The organism is Cupriavidus sp. LA-1 (assembly GCF_055385985.1).
Window position 1 is genome coordinate 2,631,986 of record NZ_AP031388.1, and the last position, 14,558, is coordinate 2,646,543.

12 protein-coding genes are annotated in these 14,558 nt (G+C 65.9%); 3 read left to right on the forward strand and 9 right to left on the reverse strand.

All coding sequences use genetic code 11. From position 1 onward, the window contains the following. Positions 1-34: 34 nt before the first annotated feature. From ACZ5MJ_RS31000 to ACZ5MJ_RS31015, 4 genes are all read right to left on the reverse strand, one after another. Positions 35-250: a hypothetical protein gene (locus ACZ5MJ_RS31000; RefSeq protein WP_464226656.1), complete on the reverse strand. Its 216-nt coding sequence runs from the start codon at positions 248-250 to the stop codon at positions 35-37. A 106-nt stretch (positions 251-356) separates the two neighbouring features. After that, a complete protein-coding gene (locus ACZ5MJ_RS31005; protein ID WP_464224846.1) occupies positions 357-1,559 on the reverse strand; it encodes an AI-2E family transporter in 1,203 nt (400 codons plus the stop codon). A gap of 212 nt (positions 1,560-1,771) precedes the next feature. Then, entirely contained in the window at positions 1,772-3,193 is a 1,422-nt protein-coding gene (locus ACZ5MJ_RS31010; RefSeq protein WP_464224847.1) for an aldehyde dehydrogenase family protein, read from the reverse strand. A 30-nt stretch (positions 3,194-3,223) separates the two neighbouring features. Next, positions 3,224-4,135 (reverse strand): TauD/TfdA dioxygenase family protein, encoded by a 912-nt coding sequence (locus ACZ5MJ_RS31015; protein WP_464224848.1) that lies wholly within the window; start codon positions 4,133-4,135, stop codon positions 3,224-3,226. 182 nt (positions 4,136-4,317) lie between these two features. Between ACZ5MJ_RS31015 and ACZ5MJ_RS31020 the strand changes: the two genes are divergently transcribed. Further along, positions 4,318-5,028, forward strand: a complete 711-nt coding sequence (locus ACZ5MJ_RS31020; RefSeq protein ID WP_464224849.1) for a GntR family transcriptional regulator — start codon at positions 4,318-4,320, stop codon at positions 5,026-5,028. A gap of 19 nt (positions 5,029-5,047) precedes the next feature. Here the strand turns inward: ACZ5MJ_RS31020 and ACZ5MJ_RS31025 are convergent, their stop codons facing one another. Further along, entirely contained in the window at positions 5,048-6,583 is a 1,536-nt protein-coding gene (locus ACZ5MJ_RS31025; protein ID WP_464224850.1) for a sensor domain-containing diguanylate cyclase, read from the reverse strand. Between the two features lie 224 nt (positions 6,584-6,807). Between ACZ5MJ_RS31025 and ACZ5MJ_RS31030 the strand changes: the two genes are divergently transcribed. Beyond that, positions 6,808-7,839 carry a patatin-like phospholipase family protein gene (locus ACZ5MJ_RS31030; RefSeq protein WP_464226657.1) on the forward strand — a complete coding sequence of 344 codons (1,032 nt, stop codon included), beginning with the start codon at positions 6,808-6,810 and terminating at the stop codon, positions 7,837-7,839. Here the strand turns inward: ACZ5MJ_RS31030 and ACZ5MJ_RS31035 are convergent. Together ACZ5MJ_RS31035 and ACZ5MJ_RS31040 are read right to left on the reverse strand one after the other, a co-directional pair. Continuing rightward, the gene (locus tag ACZ5MJ_RS31035) at positions 7,820-8,461 is read right to left on the reverse strand and encodes an HD domain-containing protein (protein ID WP_464224852.1); all 642 of its coding nucleotides are present in this window, start codon (positions 8,459-8,461) and stop codon (positions 7,820-7,822) included. The genes ACZ5MJ_RS31030 and ACZ5MJ_RS31035 overlap by 20 nt on opposite strands. Next, positions 8,458-11,931 (reverse strand): adenylate/guanylate cyclase domain-containing protein, encoded by a 3,474-nt coding sequence (locus ACZ5MJ_RS31040; protein WP_464224853.1) that lies wholly within the window; start codon positions 11,929-11,931, stop codon positions 8,458-8,460. The genes ACZ5MJ_RS31035 and ACZ5MJ_RS31040 overlap by 4 nt, the downstream gene beginning before the upstream one ends. A 209-nt stretch (positions 11,932-12,140) precedes the next feature. Between ACZ5MJ_RS31040 and ACZ5MJ_RS31045 the strand changes: the two genes are divergently transcribed. Continuing rightward, positions 12,141-12,671: a MarR family winged helix-turn-helix transcriptional regulator gene (locus ACZ5MJ_RS31045; protein WP_464224854.1), complete on the forward strand. Its 531-nt coding sequence runs from the start codon at positions 12,141-12,143 to the stop codon at positions 12,669-12,671. Positions 12,672-12,716: 45 nt separating this feature from the next. Here ACZ5MJ_RS31045 and ACZ5MJ_RS31050 read toward each other — a convergent pair whose 3' ends face one another. Next, positions 12,717-13,232, reverse strand: coding sequence for an aromatic-ring-hydroxylating dioxygenase subunit beta (locus ACZ5MJ_RS31050; RefSeq protein WP_464224855.1), 516 nt, complete (start codon positions 13,230-13,232; stop codon positions 12,717-12,719). A 35-nt stretch (positions 13,233-13,267) separates the two neighbouring features. Then, the gene (locus ACZ5MJ_RS31055) at positions 13,268-14,557 is read right to left on the reverse strand and encodes a Rieske 2Fe-2S domain-containing protein (RefSeq protein WP_464224856.1); all 1,290 of its coding nucleotides are present in this window, start codon (positions 14,555-14,557) and stop codon (positions 13,268-13,270) included. Between the last annotated feature and the right edge of the window lies 1 nt (position 14,558).

Consider the following 14,558-nt stretch of genomic DNA (forward strand, 5'->3'; position numbering starts at 1 on the left):
AAGTGCGACGCTGCGCCGTCTCCAGCCTTGCGGCTCAGTTCCATCCATCGGCGTCCAGCCGGGTCCAGCGGTCGGGAGCATCCCCGTCTTGCGAGGCTAGCAGCAGGCTCTGGCCGCAGTGGCCGCAACGGTACACAAAGGCATTCTGGCCGCTGGCGGTGCGCAGCGTTGCCGACTTCGTCAGCCTGGGGTGCGGCGGCACATGGCCGGGCCGGTCCAGCTGCGACTTGCACAGGTCGCATAGAGACATCATTGTTGTTCCTCCGCTCGATCCCGCTGTGCAGAAATGCTGTGGTGCAGCATTCTCGTTTCCAGTATAGCGGTGGAATGCTAGTGCCGGTGGACCTGTGCAGTTGCTAGTCACCAAGGAACTCTGCGATCACTTTCATCCCCTCAATGTGATCGGCAACCACCTTGGCGATCGTGATCAGCGGAATGGCAAGCAGCATGCCCCACACGCCCCAGAGCCAGGTAAACAGAAGCAGTGCAACAAAGACGGCGACGGCGTTCATCCTTGCCATGCGGCCGGTCATCCAGGTAGTAATCATCGACCCGATCAGCGTGGCCATCAGCAGCGAGCCGCCCGCGGCCGCCGCCGCCATGCCGAGCGTTCCGAACTGCATGAACGTCACCATCCCCAGGCAGACCGAGATCGCCATGGCACCGAAATACGGCACCAGGTGCAGCGCCGCGGCGGCGAGCGCCCAGCTGCCCGCGTTGTCGACGCCAAGCCACTTCAGGAGCAGCCAGGTACAGGCGCCAAGGCCGGCATTGGTCACCACCAGCATTCCCATGTAGCGGCGGATGGAGAGGTTGACCTCGTCCAGCATATGCACGCTGATCTTCTTTTCCGAGATCGTGGTGCCCGCCATCTTGATGAACTTGCGCTTGAAGGTATCGCCGGCGAGCATCAGGAAGTACAGCAGGAACAACACCACCACCGCCTGGCCGGCCATGGTGAAAATGCTGGCCGAGCCGGCCAGCAGCATGTTGTTGATCTGGCCGGGCGCCTGGTCCACGACCACATGCGTGCTGCGCGCCGCCGGGGCTTGACCGGTGCCGCTGAGGACGGTGGCAGCGCGGTGTATCTTCTGCCACATGGAATCATCGCCGCTCATCAGCGCCCCCACGGAGCGTGACAGCTTGCTGGCCATCTCGGGCAAGCTGTTGATAATGGACTCTACCTGTCCTTCCAACAGGTACGCGCAGCTGAGCAGGGCGCCCAACAGGGCAAGAAGCACTGCCGTACTGGCCACCGCGCGCGGCAGGCCCAGCCGCTGCAGCGCGCAGACCAGCGGGTCCAGCAGATAGGCCAGCACGATCGCAACTACCACAGGGACCAGGAAGTCGCGTGCGATATGCATGGCGTACAGGGAAAAGAGCGTGGCCATCACCATCAGCGCCATGCTGGCGCGATGCAGGGATATGGTGGCCGCATCGCCTGCCGGCGCCTCATTCGGGCCGGCCGAGGCTTCCGACTCGGCGCCGGCGTCGACCGGCAGCGGGACTTCCGGAGCAGGGGGGATCGGCGAGACAGCGGATTCAGGAATGATCGACATAGCTGGGCGCTTGGCAGAAGACCTGGCGCTGCTATGAAGATAGCTTGCCGGCAGGCGGTGGCTGTCGGACACCGCCGCGTGCCGATGTCAGACAAGCACGGCAGGCATTGCGCCGGCCGTTTGCGAGTGTCGTGAAAGCGACACCGCCCGGGCGGCAGCGTTGCGCTGCACGACTGGGCGGTCTCGTGCCGAAGCGCCGTGCGCGTGCAGGCTCAGCCCGTCACCGTCTTGGTTTCCAGGAACTCGGCAATGCCCTCCGGACCATATTCGCGGCCGTTGCCAGAGGTCTTGTAGCCGCCGAACGGGGCCGTGATGTCCATCATCGCCCCGTTGATGCGCACGCTGCCGGCGCGCAGCCGCGCGGCCAGCTTGCGCGTGCGTTCCGGGTTGGACGAGGCGATGTAGGCGGCCAGGCCGAACTCGGTGTCGTTGGCGATGGCCACGGCTTCATCCTCGGTGTCGTACGGCAGCAGGCACAGCACCGGCCCGAAGATTTCCTCGCGCGCGATGGTCATGTCATTGCGCACGTCGGCAAAGATGGTCGGACGCGCATAGAAGCCGCGTTCCAGTCCATCCGGACGGCCGGGGCCGCCCGCAGCCACCCGCGCGCCTTCCGCGATGCCCACGCCGATCAGGCGCTGCACCTTGTCGTACTGGCTGCGGTTGGAGATCGGGCCCATCCTGGTTTCAGGATCGGACGGGTCGCCAACCTTCACCGCATTGGCCACGGCCGCGGCGATCTGCACGGCCTGCTCGTAGCGCGAGCGCGGCACCAGGATGCGCGTGGGCGCGATGCAGGTCTGGCCGGAATTGACCATGCACTGCGCCACGCCGCTGGTCACCGCGGCCTGCAGGTCGGCATCGTCCAGGATGATGAGCGGCGACTTGCCGCCCAGTTCCTGCGCCACGCGCTTGACCGTGGGCGCGGCGCTGATGGCCACTTCCACGCCGGCGCGGGTCGAGCCGGTGATCGACACCATGTCGACGTCGCGATGCGACGACAGCGCGGCGCCCACCACGCGGCCCTCGCCATAGATCATGTTGAAGACACCGGGCGGTGTGTCGGCCGCATCCATGATCTCGGCGAAGATCCGCGCATCCAGCGGCGCGATCTCGGACGGCTTGAGCACCACGGTGCAGCCCGCCGCCAGCGCCGGCGCCACCTTGGCCGCGATCTGGTTCAGCGGCCAGTTCCACGGCGTGATCAGCACCGCCACGCCGATGGCCTCGCGCAGGATGTAGCTTTTGCCGCGGGCGGCTTCGAACTCGAAGTCCCGCAGCGCCTGCAGCGTCGCCTGCAACTGCGCCAGGCCGATGGCGGCCTGCAGGTTGGTGGCCAGCGTGACCGGCGCGCCGATCTCCTGGCGCACCGCCTGTGCCAGGTCGCCCATGCGCGCCTGGTAGGCGGCGATGATGCGCTCGAGCAGGGCAATACGCGCTTCCCGCGTGGACTCCGACCAGGCCGGGAAGGCCGCGCGCGCGGCGGCCACAGCCTGGTCCACGTCCGCCGCGGTGCCCATGGCGAGCTTGCCTGCGACGGCTTCGGTGGCCGGATCGATGATGTCGGCCTGGGTCGCGCCCGCTGCGGGTTGCACCCATTGGCCGTTGATATAGAACTTGTCGACGATATGCATGCCGGTTGCCTCGAATGGGTTGGGGTTCGGTCAGACCGGACGGTCGCCGATGATGGTGGCGCGGTTCATGTGGCGCACGGCCGGGAAGTAGTCCTGCACCGCGTAATGCTGCGTGGAGCGGTTGTCCCACAGCGCAATCGTGTCCGGTTGCCAGCGCAGCCGCACCTGGTACTCCGGCGCGGCCGCCTGGCGGTACAGGTATTGCAGCAGGTCCAGTTCCGCGGGCCGGAAGTCAGAGCCGATGCGATACGGCTGTTCCTTGGCGAAGTTGGCGAAGTGCGTGGTGAAGGCTTCATTGACGAACAGGATCTTCTCGCCTGTCTCCGGGTGCGTGCGCACGACCGGATGCGCCATGGGAGGATACTTGGCGCGCATCTCGGCGTACTTCCCTTCGTCCAGCGCCGCGCCGAAGAGCGGGATGGCATCGTGCACGGCCTTCAGGTTGCCAATGCGCGCCTTGACGTCTTCGGGCAGGTTCTCGTAGGCGGCGGCCATGTTGATCCAGATGGTATCGCCGCCAACCTCCGGGCATTCGAGGCAGCGCAGCATCGAACCCATCGACGGGATCTCTCGCCACGACACATCGGAGTGGTACAGGTTCTCGCGGCCGCGGCTCTGGCCGTCGTGGCCAAAGACAACCAGCTCGGGCAACTCAGGGTGGCTGGTGAGCATGGGATGCACTTCCAGCTCGCCGAAGCGGCGCGCCACGGCCACGTGCTGGGCCGGCGTAATGGCTTGCTTGCGGAAGAACAGGACCTTGTGCTTCAGCAGCGCGCGGCGCAGGGAGAGGTAGGTGTCGTCGTCCAGCGGCTCACGGAAATCGATGCCTTCGACTTCGGCGCCGATCGTCGACGTGCAGCGGCGCACGGTAAAGGGAAAGGCTTCATGGTCCAGCGCGCGGTAGGCTTCCGGGCTGATGGTGACTGTCGCAGTGGCTTGCATGGGTGTCTCCTGAGTTGTCAGCATGCGGTGATCTTCGGTGGATGCACGCATCGGTGCACGCATCGGCTGACGATGGATACTGCCATTACCTGTTATAACAGGTCAATAGGCTGTGACACAACCTGTCATGATAGGTATAATCCGATCACCCAGTTCGGAGCCGCCGCCAAGGCGGGAAACACGTGGCGCTGCCCAGGTTCAAAGAGATCGAAAACGAGATTCGCCAGCGGATCGTCTGCAATACATGGGGGCCGGGCGCGAAGCTTCCGTCCGAGGCGGAGTTGATGGCCGAGTTCTCCGTCAGCCGGATCACCGTGCGCCAGGCACTGTCCGGCCTGCACAACGCAGGCCTGATCGAAAAGGTCAACGGCAAAGGCAGTTTTGTAACCCGTCCGGCCGATACCCCGAGCCTCGGGGCGCTGACTGGCTTCTATGAGAGCGCCCGCGCCCGCGGCCAGCTGGCCTACGGCAAGCTGGCTTCCGTGCGCCTGATGCGCGCGCCGGCCCATGTGGCGGCGGCCTTGCGCCTGCAGCCTGGCGAAAAGGTGCTGAGCGTTGCCACGGTGCGCTACTGGGACGATGCCGCGGTGGCCCACTTCAACCTGATGGGCCCCGAGCCGCTGATGCGCCGCCTGGTGCAGGAAGACCTGGAAACCAACGATGCCATGTCGCTGTTTGAAAGCCGGCTGGGGTACCGCTTCAAGGAGATAGCAATGGAAGCCACTGCCATTGCCGCCCCTGCGGAAGTGGCCCGCCGGCTGGGCGTTGCCGCGGGCGCGCCGCTGTTACGCCTGCGCAGCACGCCACATGACATTGAGGACACCCCGCTGTTTTGCGGTGAAATGCTGTTCCGTCCGGACCGCTACGCCTACAAGTGGACGCTGACGCGATAGCGCAGGGGCCGGCGTGGGCTCAGGGCGCCATCGCCGCCGCGGTTGCGGCGAAGGTTGCCACGCAATTGCGCCCGGAGCGCTTGGCCAGATAGAGCGCTTCGTCGGCGGCACGGAGAAAGGCGCGCAGCTCTGCGAAATCCTTTTCGCTGCCAGGGCTGTTGGCGTCGGTTACCACGCCGATGCTGACCGTCAGCCGCCCGTCGGCTCCCGCCGAATTCGGAATCTGCAAGGCCTGGACGGCAGCGCGGATGGTCTCCGCCCTGGCGGCCGCGCCGGCTGCGCTGGTGTGGGGCAGCAGGATGGCGAATTCTTCGCCGCCATAGCGTCCCGCGTAATCGCCGGGACGCCGTATGTGCCCCTGGATGCAAGCCCCTACCGCGGCCAGTGCATCGTCACCGGCCTGGTGCCCGTAGCGGTCATTGAATTCCTTGAAGTGGTCGACGTCGAGCATCAGCAGCGACAAGGGCTGGCTGTGGCGGCGCCCACGCCGCCATTCCACGTCGGCGGCATCGTCCAGCGCGCGCCGGCTGCCCAGCCCGGTCAGTCCGTCGGTGTTGACCATCCAGCGCAGGTGCTCCTCCATTTCGACCCGGCGCCGCCACTGGCGCGACAGCAATACCGAGAGCGCGATGATGGCAGCGTCCAGGGCGAAGATCAGCGCCCCGAACACCCAGGCGCGCTTGTACCAGGGTGTCAGCACGTCGTGGGTGGCACGTCCCACCACGACCAGCAGCGGGAAGCCCGGAATGCGCCGGAAGCTGTAGAGCCGCTGCACGCCGTCAACGGCCGCGATGCCGATAAACGTGCCTTGCGTGCCCTCCAGCAGTGGCGCAAACGACGGGCTGGCCGAGATGTCGCGCCCGATCGATTCGGCTTCATAGGGGCGGCGCATGATGATGGTGCCGTCCGTGCGCAGCAGCGTCAGCGTGCCGCCCGCGCCAAGGCTGACGCCATCGAACAGCTTGCGGAAGTACTGCAGGCGCAGCGTGCCGACCACGACGCCGGCAAAGCTGCCGTCCGGTGCGGAGAGCCGCCGGCTGATGCCGATGGATTTGTTCTCTGGCGTCAGGCGCGGCTGGAACGGCTGGCTCAGGAACACGCCGCCGTGATCGGCACCGAGGTGGGCCTGGAAGTAGTCGCGGTCAGAGACATTGACCGGACGCGGCGGCCACTGTTGCGAGTCGAACACCAGCATGCCGTTGGCGTCGGTGACCAGCAGCGAGCCCATGTCTTCGGCGTTGATCGAACGGTCGAACAGCAGGCGCTGGCGCAGTGCCGGCGGTTGCGCCAGCAGTGCGGGATCGTGCATGGCTTCCACCACGCCGCTGATCGCCAGTTCGTGGATCTGCAGGTTGCGCGAGATGCTGCGTTCCAGCGTCAGCGCCAGGTTGGCCGCTGCCTCGCCGGCATTGTCCAAGGCGTCCCGGCGCATCTGCACCAGGGCGAATGCGCCAAGGGCGGCAATCATGAAGACCAGGACAAGGCTGGCGGCCACGATCAGCGAGGCCGGGCGGTAGATGGCTGGGCGAGCCGGAAAGTGATGTATGTGGCGCACGAAAGGAGCCGGTCTGCTTTTATGCGGCCATTGTAGTGCCTGGCTGTGTCCAGGCTCCGCGCTTCGGCCCCGGTGTTGTTTCCTTGCAGGCCTGCCCGGTCAGTCATCCTGATGGCCCGGACAACTGCAATGTGTGTCACAACACTCGCGCGGCCCTACGCCGCATGCATGGTTCTTCCCTACACTTGAGCATGGCGGGTTCCCGCCGCTGAATGGAAGAATCTATGCAGCCGGAGCCGGCACAATCCAAGCCCGTGGCGCTGGCCCTGCAGGGCGGGGGCATGCATGGCGCCTTTACCTGGGGCGTGCTCGACCGGCTGCTGGAAGACGGTCGCCTGGCGATCGAGGGTGTCAGCGCCACCAGCGCCGGCGCCATGAACGGCACGGTGCTGGCCTATGGCCTGATGCGGGGCGGCAGCGACGGCGCACGCCAGGCCCTGCATGACTTCTGGCAGGCGATTGCCAACTCGGCGCAGCGCTTCAACCCGTTTCGCTGGCTGCCGTGGTTCAAGGGCAGCCATACCCTGGGCCTGAACCATTCCCCGCTGTACGCGATGGCCGACATCACGCTGCGGCTCTTGTCACCGTACCAGTTCAATCCCAACAACCTCAATCCGCTGCGCGACGTACTGGGCAGCCAGGTGGACTTTGCGGCGCTGCGAGAACATTGCCCGATCAAGCTGTACCTGTGCGCGACCAATATCGAGACGAGCCGCATACGCATCTTCCCGCCGGAAGAGCTGAGCATTGACGCTGTGCTGGCCTCGGCCTGCGTGCCGACGCTGTTCCAGGCGGTCAGCATCGACGGCCAGCATTACTGGGACGGAGGCTATGTCGGCAACCCGGCGATCTATCCGCTGATCTACCACTGCCAGACGCGCGATGTCGTGATCGTCCATATCAACCCGATCGTGCGCCACGGGGTGCCGACCACGGCCGCGGAGATCCTGAACCGGGTCAACGAGGTCAGCTTCAACTCGTCGCTGATGCGGGAGATGCGCGCCATCGCCTTTGTCACCTCGCTGATTCAGCAGGGCAAGGTCGACGGCAAAGAGATGAAGGAGATGTGGATCCACTCGATCCGTTCGGACGAGACCATGGCCGCGCTGGGGGTCTCCACCAAGTACAACGCCGACTGGGAGTTCCTGTGCTCGCTGCGCGACAAGGGCCGTGAAGCGGCCGCCACGTGGCTGGAGCGGAACTACGACAGCGTCGGCCAGCGCTCCAGCATCGATATCAGTGGCGAATTCCTCTAGTGCCCGGCTGCGCCAGCCGCCAGGCAAGGTTGGCGCGCGCCTGCGCCTCGAAGCGCGACTGGAACAGGTCGGTGAAATAGATGCGGGGGCTCGCCAGCAGCCTGCCCAGGAAGGCGCGTTCGGCGGCGTCATAGGCGGCGTCGTCCAGGTCGGTGCGCTCGGCCCGCAGGTGGGCGCCGTTTTGCTGGAAGCGCGCGCGGCTGCATCCCAGCGCGGCCAGGTCAATATCGGCGGTGAAGCGGCCGGCCAGGCTTGCCGGGACGTCGGCGTGCGTGGTTTCCAGAATCAGCCTGGCAATGCGCTCAGTGGCGCTGATCGTGCCGCCTGACCAGCGCCGCAGCCACGCTACGCTGCATTGCTCGTTGTCGGTGGCGCCGGCCACGTAGATGACATCGTGGCACCAGAGCGCCAGTTCCACCTCAGCGGCATCCGGTATCGCGCTGCGGGCCCAGTCCAGGTCATGCAGGCAGCGGCGCACGTGGTCCAGGGTGTGATAGTGCCGCGTTGGCTCGCCGTAGCAGCGGGCCAGGTCGGTGTAAGCGTCCGCCGCGCGCGTGCCGCCCGCCATCGTCCAGAGCGCGACAAAACGGTCCTGCAGCGGGGCGCCTGGGGTTGTGGTCATGTGCGCGCGGGCCCCGGGTCATAAGCACCGTGGTCGGCCAACTCGGCCAGCAGTGCCTGCGCCTCCAGCCAGTCAGCGGTATCGGTGCCCTCGCTGAAGCTGCCGTGGACGCGCGCCAGCGCTTCATGCGCCGCTTCGCCCTTGCCTTGTTGCTGCCACAGCCGGGCCAGGCTGATGGCCGCTTGCAGTTCGAGCGGCTTTGCGCCCTGGGCGTGGGCGACCGTCATTGCCCGCTGGAAGCAGGCTTCGGCTTCATCGCTGTCGGCGGCAGGGGCGGCGCCTTGCGCCGACAAGCGGAGCAGCATGTCGCCGCGCAGGCGATACACGGCCGCTTCATCGAGCCGCTCTCCGGTCTCTTCCACCATGGCTTGTGCCCGGGTGAGCACGTCCAGCGCGGCGGCGGGCTGGCCAGCCTTGCCGCAGCTCTCGGCCAGCATGGTCAGCAGGTTCGGCATGCCCAGTTCCCCGCCGGTTGCCTCATAGTCGGCCACGCCCTGGCGCATCAGCGCAATGCCTTCCTGGTGATTGCCCTGTTCAGACAGCGCCCAGCCCTGCAGGACTGTTCCCCAGGCCAGGTAGATTGGGAAGCCCTGTTCGCCTGATATGGCGATGGCGGCTTCCGCATACTCTCTTGTCATCCGGACGTCTTGCCGCCACCGGTGCTGTTCCGCCGCAAACACCAGGCACAGCGCCAGGTTGTACGCATCCGGGCGCGCGCGGGCCAGCGCCAGCGCTTCCTGGCTACGCGCGAGTGCCTGGTCGAAAAAGCCCAGGTACCACATGATCCAGCCCAGCGTGCCGGTGGCATGGACGGCCGGGTCACGTCCGTAGCCCGTCAGGAAGTCGTATGTCGAATGTTCGGGGTGCGGCACCGCGAGCACCGCCTCCATATGCTCGCGCGCGGCGTCCAGCATCCCCAGGCGGAACAACGTGGCGCCCATCGCGCGATGGCCTTCGGCCAGCTGCTTGGGCTTCTGCGATTCCATGGCCAGCGCAAGCAGGCGCTTGGCCAGCGGCAGCGAAACCTGGTAATTCGCGCGGAGCTGATAGAACGCCCACAGCCCCAACTGTGCCGAAAATACATAGGGCGTCTGCCGGCCTTGCTCGCACAAAGTCATCGCGCGCCGGTAATTGGCCTCCACTTCGGGCGAAGCCTGGCCCCGGGCGGCAAACAGCGCCGGCCCGAGCGTGAGCAGTAACGTCAATTCCAGCCGTGCGCGTTCGGTGCTGTCGGGCTGCCGCTTGAGCAGCTCGATGGCGGCGCTCAGGTGCCGGATGGCTTCCTCCTGCGCGGAGCGTTGCAGCGCCTGCTGGCCGGCGCAGTGCAGGTACTCGACTGCCTTGGGGATGTTGCCGCTGTGGCTGTAGTGGTGCGCCAGATCGCTGCAGTAGTCCTTGAGCCGGCCATGGAAGATGGCCTCTATGGCCTGGGCGGAGCTTTCATGCAAGGCGCTGCGGCGCTCGGTCAGCAGTGAACTGCCGGCCACCTCCTGGGTCAGCCCGTGCTTGAAGGCGTACTCGACTTCCGGGAAGGCCGGGCGCTCGTAGACGAAATCGGCCGCCTGCAGGTCGGCCAGCAGCGGGTGCAACTGGTCTTGCGGCAGGCCGGTGACGCGCAGGACCAGGCTCAGCGGAAACTCCTTGCCAATCACGGCCAGCGTCTGCAACAGCTCCTTCTGGGCCAGCGGCAGCCGGTCGATACGTGCGGCCAGCACGCCCTGCACGGTGGTGGGGATATGCAGCAGCGCCGGCGCCTTCTCGATCCGGTAGCGGCCGGGCTGGCCCAGCAGCGTGCCTTCCTCGGCAAGGGTCTGGACCACTTCCTCCATGAAGAAGGGGTTGCCTTCGGTCTTGTCGAGGACCAGCCGTTTCAGCGGCGCCAGGCTGGGGTCGTCGCCGAGCAGCGCGGTCAGCAGCTCCTGGGCCTCGGCCTGCCCCAGCGGCTGCAAGCGCAGCTGCGAGTAGTGCCCGTCGGCAGTCCAGCGGTGGCTGTACTCCGGGCGGTAGTTCACCAGCAGCAGGACGCGCGCGCCCGGAACATGGTCGACCAGCATGTTGAGAAAGGCCTCGGTCTCGCCGTCCAGCCATTGCAGGTCTTCAAAGATGACTTCCAGCGGCTGGTTGATGCTCTCTCGCACCAGCAGCCGCGCAATGGCGTCGAAGGTGCGCTGGCGCCGGATGGACGGGTCCATGGTCGGCAGCGGCGAGTCGGGCTCGACCGCGCCAAGCAGGTAGAGCAGGTAGGGCAGGTGCTCTTCCAGCGAACGGTCCAGCGTCAGCAGCCTGCCGGTCACCTTCTCGCGGCAGGCGCGGTCACTGTCTTGCGCCGTGATCTGGAAGTAGTTCTTCAGCATCTCGATCAGCGGCAGGTAGGCAAAGGCCTTGCCGTGCGAGACCGAGAAGGTCTCCAGCGCCAGGCAGCCTTGCTGCGACCTGACCTTGAATTCATGGAACAGCCGCGACTTGCCGACCCCGGCCTCGCCAACCACCGCAACGATGCGCCCGTGTCCCGCCTTGGCCTGCTCCAGCGCCGCGTTCAGGTGCACCAGCTCGTCCTGGCGCCCGACGAACCTGGCCAGGCCCCGGTGCGCCGCCACCTGCAGGCGCGTGCGCAAGGCGCCCAGGCCAACCACCTCATACACCGCCAGCGGATCGCGCACGCCCTTGACGTGCGTGGTGCCGAGCGCGGTGAACTCAAAATAGCCTTCGGTCAGCTTGTGGGTCGATTCGCTGACCAGGATCGACGCCGGCGTGGCGATGCCCTCCATGCGCGAGGCGATATGGATGGTATGCCCGACCGGGTCGTAGTCGGTGTGCAGGTCGTCCTTGCGGATCGAGCGCACCACCACTTCGCCGGTATGGATGCCGATGCGGATCTGCAGCGGAATGCCTTGCTCCAGGCGCACGCGGTCGCTGTGCCGGTGCATCGCATCCTGCATCCGCAGCGCCGCATAGAGCGCACGCAAGGCGTGGTCCTCATGCGCGATCGGCGCGCCGAACAGCGCCAGGATGCCGTCGCCGAGGAACTTGGCCACATAGCCCTCGTAGTGATGGACGGCCTCCATCATCAGCGTCACCACCGGGTCGATCAGCCGGCGCGCGTCCTCCGGATCCAGGTCCTGGGTCAGCGCGGTGGAACCCGCCATGTCGGCAAACAGGGCGGTAATGGTCTTGCGCTCGCCAGCGGTCTCGCCCCGGGCTTCCATCGCGGCCTGCTCGGCCAGGATGCGTCCGACCAGGTGGGGCGGGGTGTACTGGACCGGGGCCGGAGCGGCGGGCGGCTGCGCGGCTGGCGTGGTGGCGGTGCTGGCCGGGGCGTCGCTGAGCGCAAAGCCGCAGGCGCGGCAGAATTTCGCGGCTGCAGTGGCTTCTGCTCCACACTGCGGGCAAACGCGGGCTAGCCGCGTCCCGCACTCCTCACAGAAGTTGGCCCCCGCAAGGTTTGAGAAACCACAACGGGTGCAGCGCATGTTGTCTCCTGGCTGTCGTTGCCTGGACGGTACTCAAGACTATTAGAGGAGGGATCGGCGGGGATGGCAAGGCGGTGACCCGTACGCCATCGCCAGCATCGGTGCATTGCGGCACCGGTCATCCACGGTGCTGAGGCGGACAGGCCGATCATTCAGGCGTCACCATGCCTCGTATATACTTTCAGCATACATACAAAATGGTGATGGCGATGGCAACGAGAACCAGGCGTAACCCGGCCAGTGAAGGCGACGATGTGACGGCGGCCATGCCGGATCCGGACCCGGCAAAGGAGCTGCTGTGGGCACGCCCGGGGTTTCTCGTGCGGCGGCTTCACCAGATCCATGTCGCGATGTTCTTCGAGGAGTGCCAGTCGCCCAACATCACCCCGGTGCAGTACGCCATCCTGACGGTGCTGTCGGTGCTGCCCGGCCTGGATCAGACATCGCTGGGGCAGGAAGTCGGGCTGGATCGGACCACGACCATGGATGTCGTGCGCCGCCTGGAAGACCGCGGCCTGGTCGAGCGCAGGGAGAACCCCGCCGACCGGCGTACGCGCCATGTCCACCTGACGCGGGAAGGCAGGAGCGTGGTCATGGCGCTGCGCGCCGACATGGCGCGCGCGCAAGAGCGCATGCTGGCGCCGCTGAAGCCGGCGCAACGTGAAGTGTTCATGGAATTGCTGGCGACGCTGGTGGAGGCTAACAACCAGTACAGCCGCACCATCCTGCGCAGCGTGTGAAGGACGGCGGCGGGCGCAAGGCCCGCCGTGCCCGGATGGCGTGGCTCAGACCGGATAGACCAGGTCGTTGGCGATGATGGTGGTGTCGTACACCACCTGCCGCTCGCGCAGCAGCAGCCTGCCGCCCTGGCGGCGGAAACGGTCGTGGTAGGTGCCGGCCAGGTGGATCGTGGTGGGCCCTTCCACCAGGGTTTGCAGCAGCATGAAGTTGGCTTGCGCCAAGATATCGCCGTCGGCGGTTTCATCGCTGACGCGCGTGTTGGTGACCAGGTGCAGGTTGTAGCGGGGCGCGAACATCTGCGTATTGGCGATCGCCGCGGCGCGGTCGCGCATCATGCTGATGCCGACGGCGTACACCAGCCCCACCGGCAGGTTGAGCTCGGCGTTCTCACGCGCGGTGATGCGGTAGAGCGCATCCTCGGTGAAGAAGCCGGGCCATTGCTCGACCAGCCCGGCGTCGAGCACTGCGCAGTAATCCGCATGGAAGGCGTCGATCTCCAGGCGCAGTTCGATGGCGCGCGCGGTGCCGAGCATGCTCGGGCGATAGAGAGAATAGTTCATCGGTTTCATGTTCCTGGCATCCCGTTTTCTGCTGTTCAGAATCCCATCACGCCGCGGTAGTACTGGTACATCGCGCGGATGGCGGATTCGGAGATCAGTGAACTGGAGGTGCCGATCTGCGTCGGGTCCAGCTTGATCACGTTCAGGTCGCTGCTGGAGCGGCGCACGCCTTCCTGCACGAACTTCATCGCCTCGTTGTCCTCCAGTCCCAGGAAGCCCGCGGGGCCCATCAGGTTGCCCTGGCGCAGGCGGTGCTGGGTCATCTCCGCGGTATCGTCCTCGTAGCCAAACATGGTCCACAGCATCAGCATGCTGTCCGGCCCATTCGGCACGATCTGGCGCACGCCCAGCGTGTTCATCTCGCGCTGCACGATCAGGTTCGGCCAGATCGTCTGCATCGTCACCGACCACGGCGAGTCAAACTCCTTGATGTATTCCAGGAAGCGCTCGTCTTCCAGGCGCATGCCTTCATGGTAGGAGCGCATCTCCTTCTTGTTCTCGTCGCTCACCGCCGCGTACTTGTCTTCTTTCTTGGCCGAGGCCATGGTGCCATGGCGGCCGTGCACGTGATCGGCGATCATCGCGGATTCGTTGCCCGCCACCAGCAGCCCGAATACCACCAGGAAGGAGTGCAGCAGCGTGGCGTGGTAGGGGTCCTTCAGGTTCTCGTGGTACATCTTCCAGTTGCACGGCAGCTCATTCTTGTAATAGCCAAGCACCTTGAGCGGCTTGCCGTTGAAAACCACGTCGAAGTCCTTGAGGATATCCGGCGTCATGTAGTCTTCCAGGCTTTCCATGTCCGCTGCGTACGAGGCGAAGATCACACCGTTGCGCGTCGCCACATGGAGCTTCACGAGGCCGTGGTCTTCATTGCGGAAGTCCTTGGGCATGCCCCCGGCACGGTTGACGCCGCGCTTGAACGGAACGCCTTGCAGGTTGCCCTTGAGGTCATAGGACCACTGGTGGTACGGGCAGACGAACTCCTTGGCGTTGCCCTGGCTGTGACGGCAGAACTCGGCACCGCGGTGGGCGCAGCGGTTTTCGAAGACGTTGACCGAGCCATCCTCGGCGCGCGACACGACCACGGGCGTCGCGCCGACATAAGAGCGCTTGTAGTCCCCGGCGTTCGGAATCTCCGCCTCGAGCGCGACATAGTTCCACGAGCGTCCGCGAAAGATCTTCTGCAGTTCCAGGTCATGGACGGCCTGGCTGGTGTAGACCCAGTCCGGGATGTAATGCAGGGCGTCTTCGGGCCAGCGGCAGTCGTCCAGTCCCGGGTTCTTCTTGCCCAGCGTGTGCTGGATCACCGCTTGTGTCTGGTACATG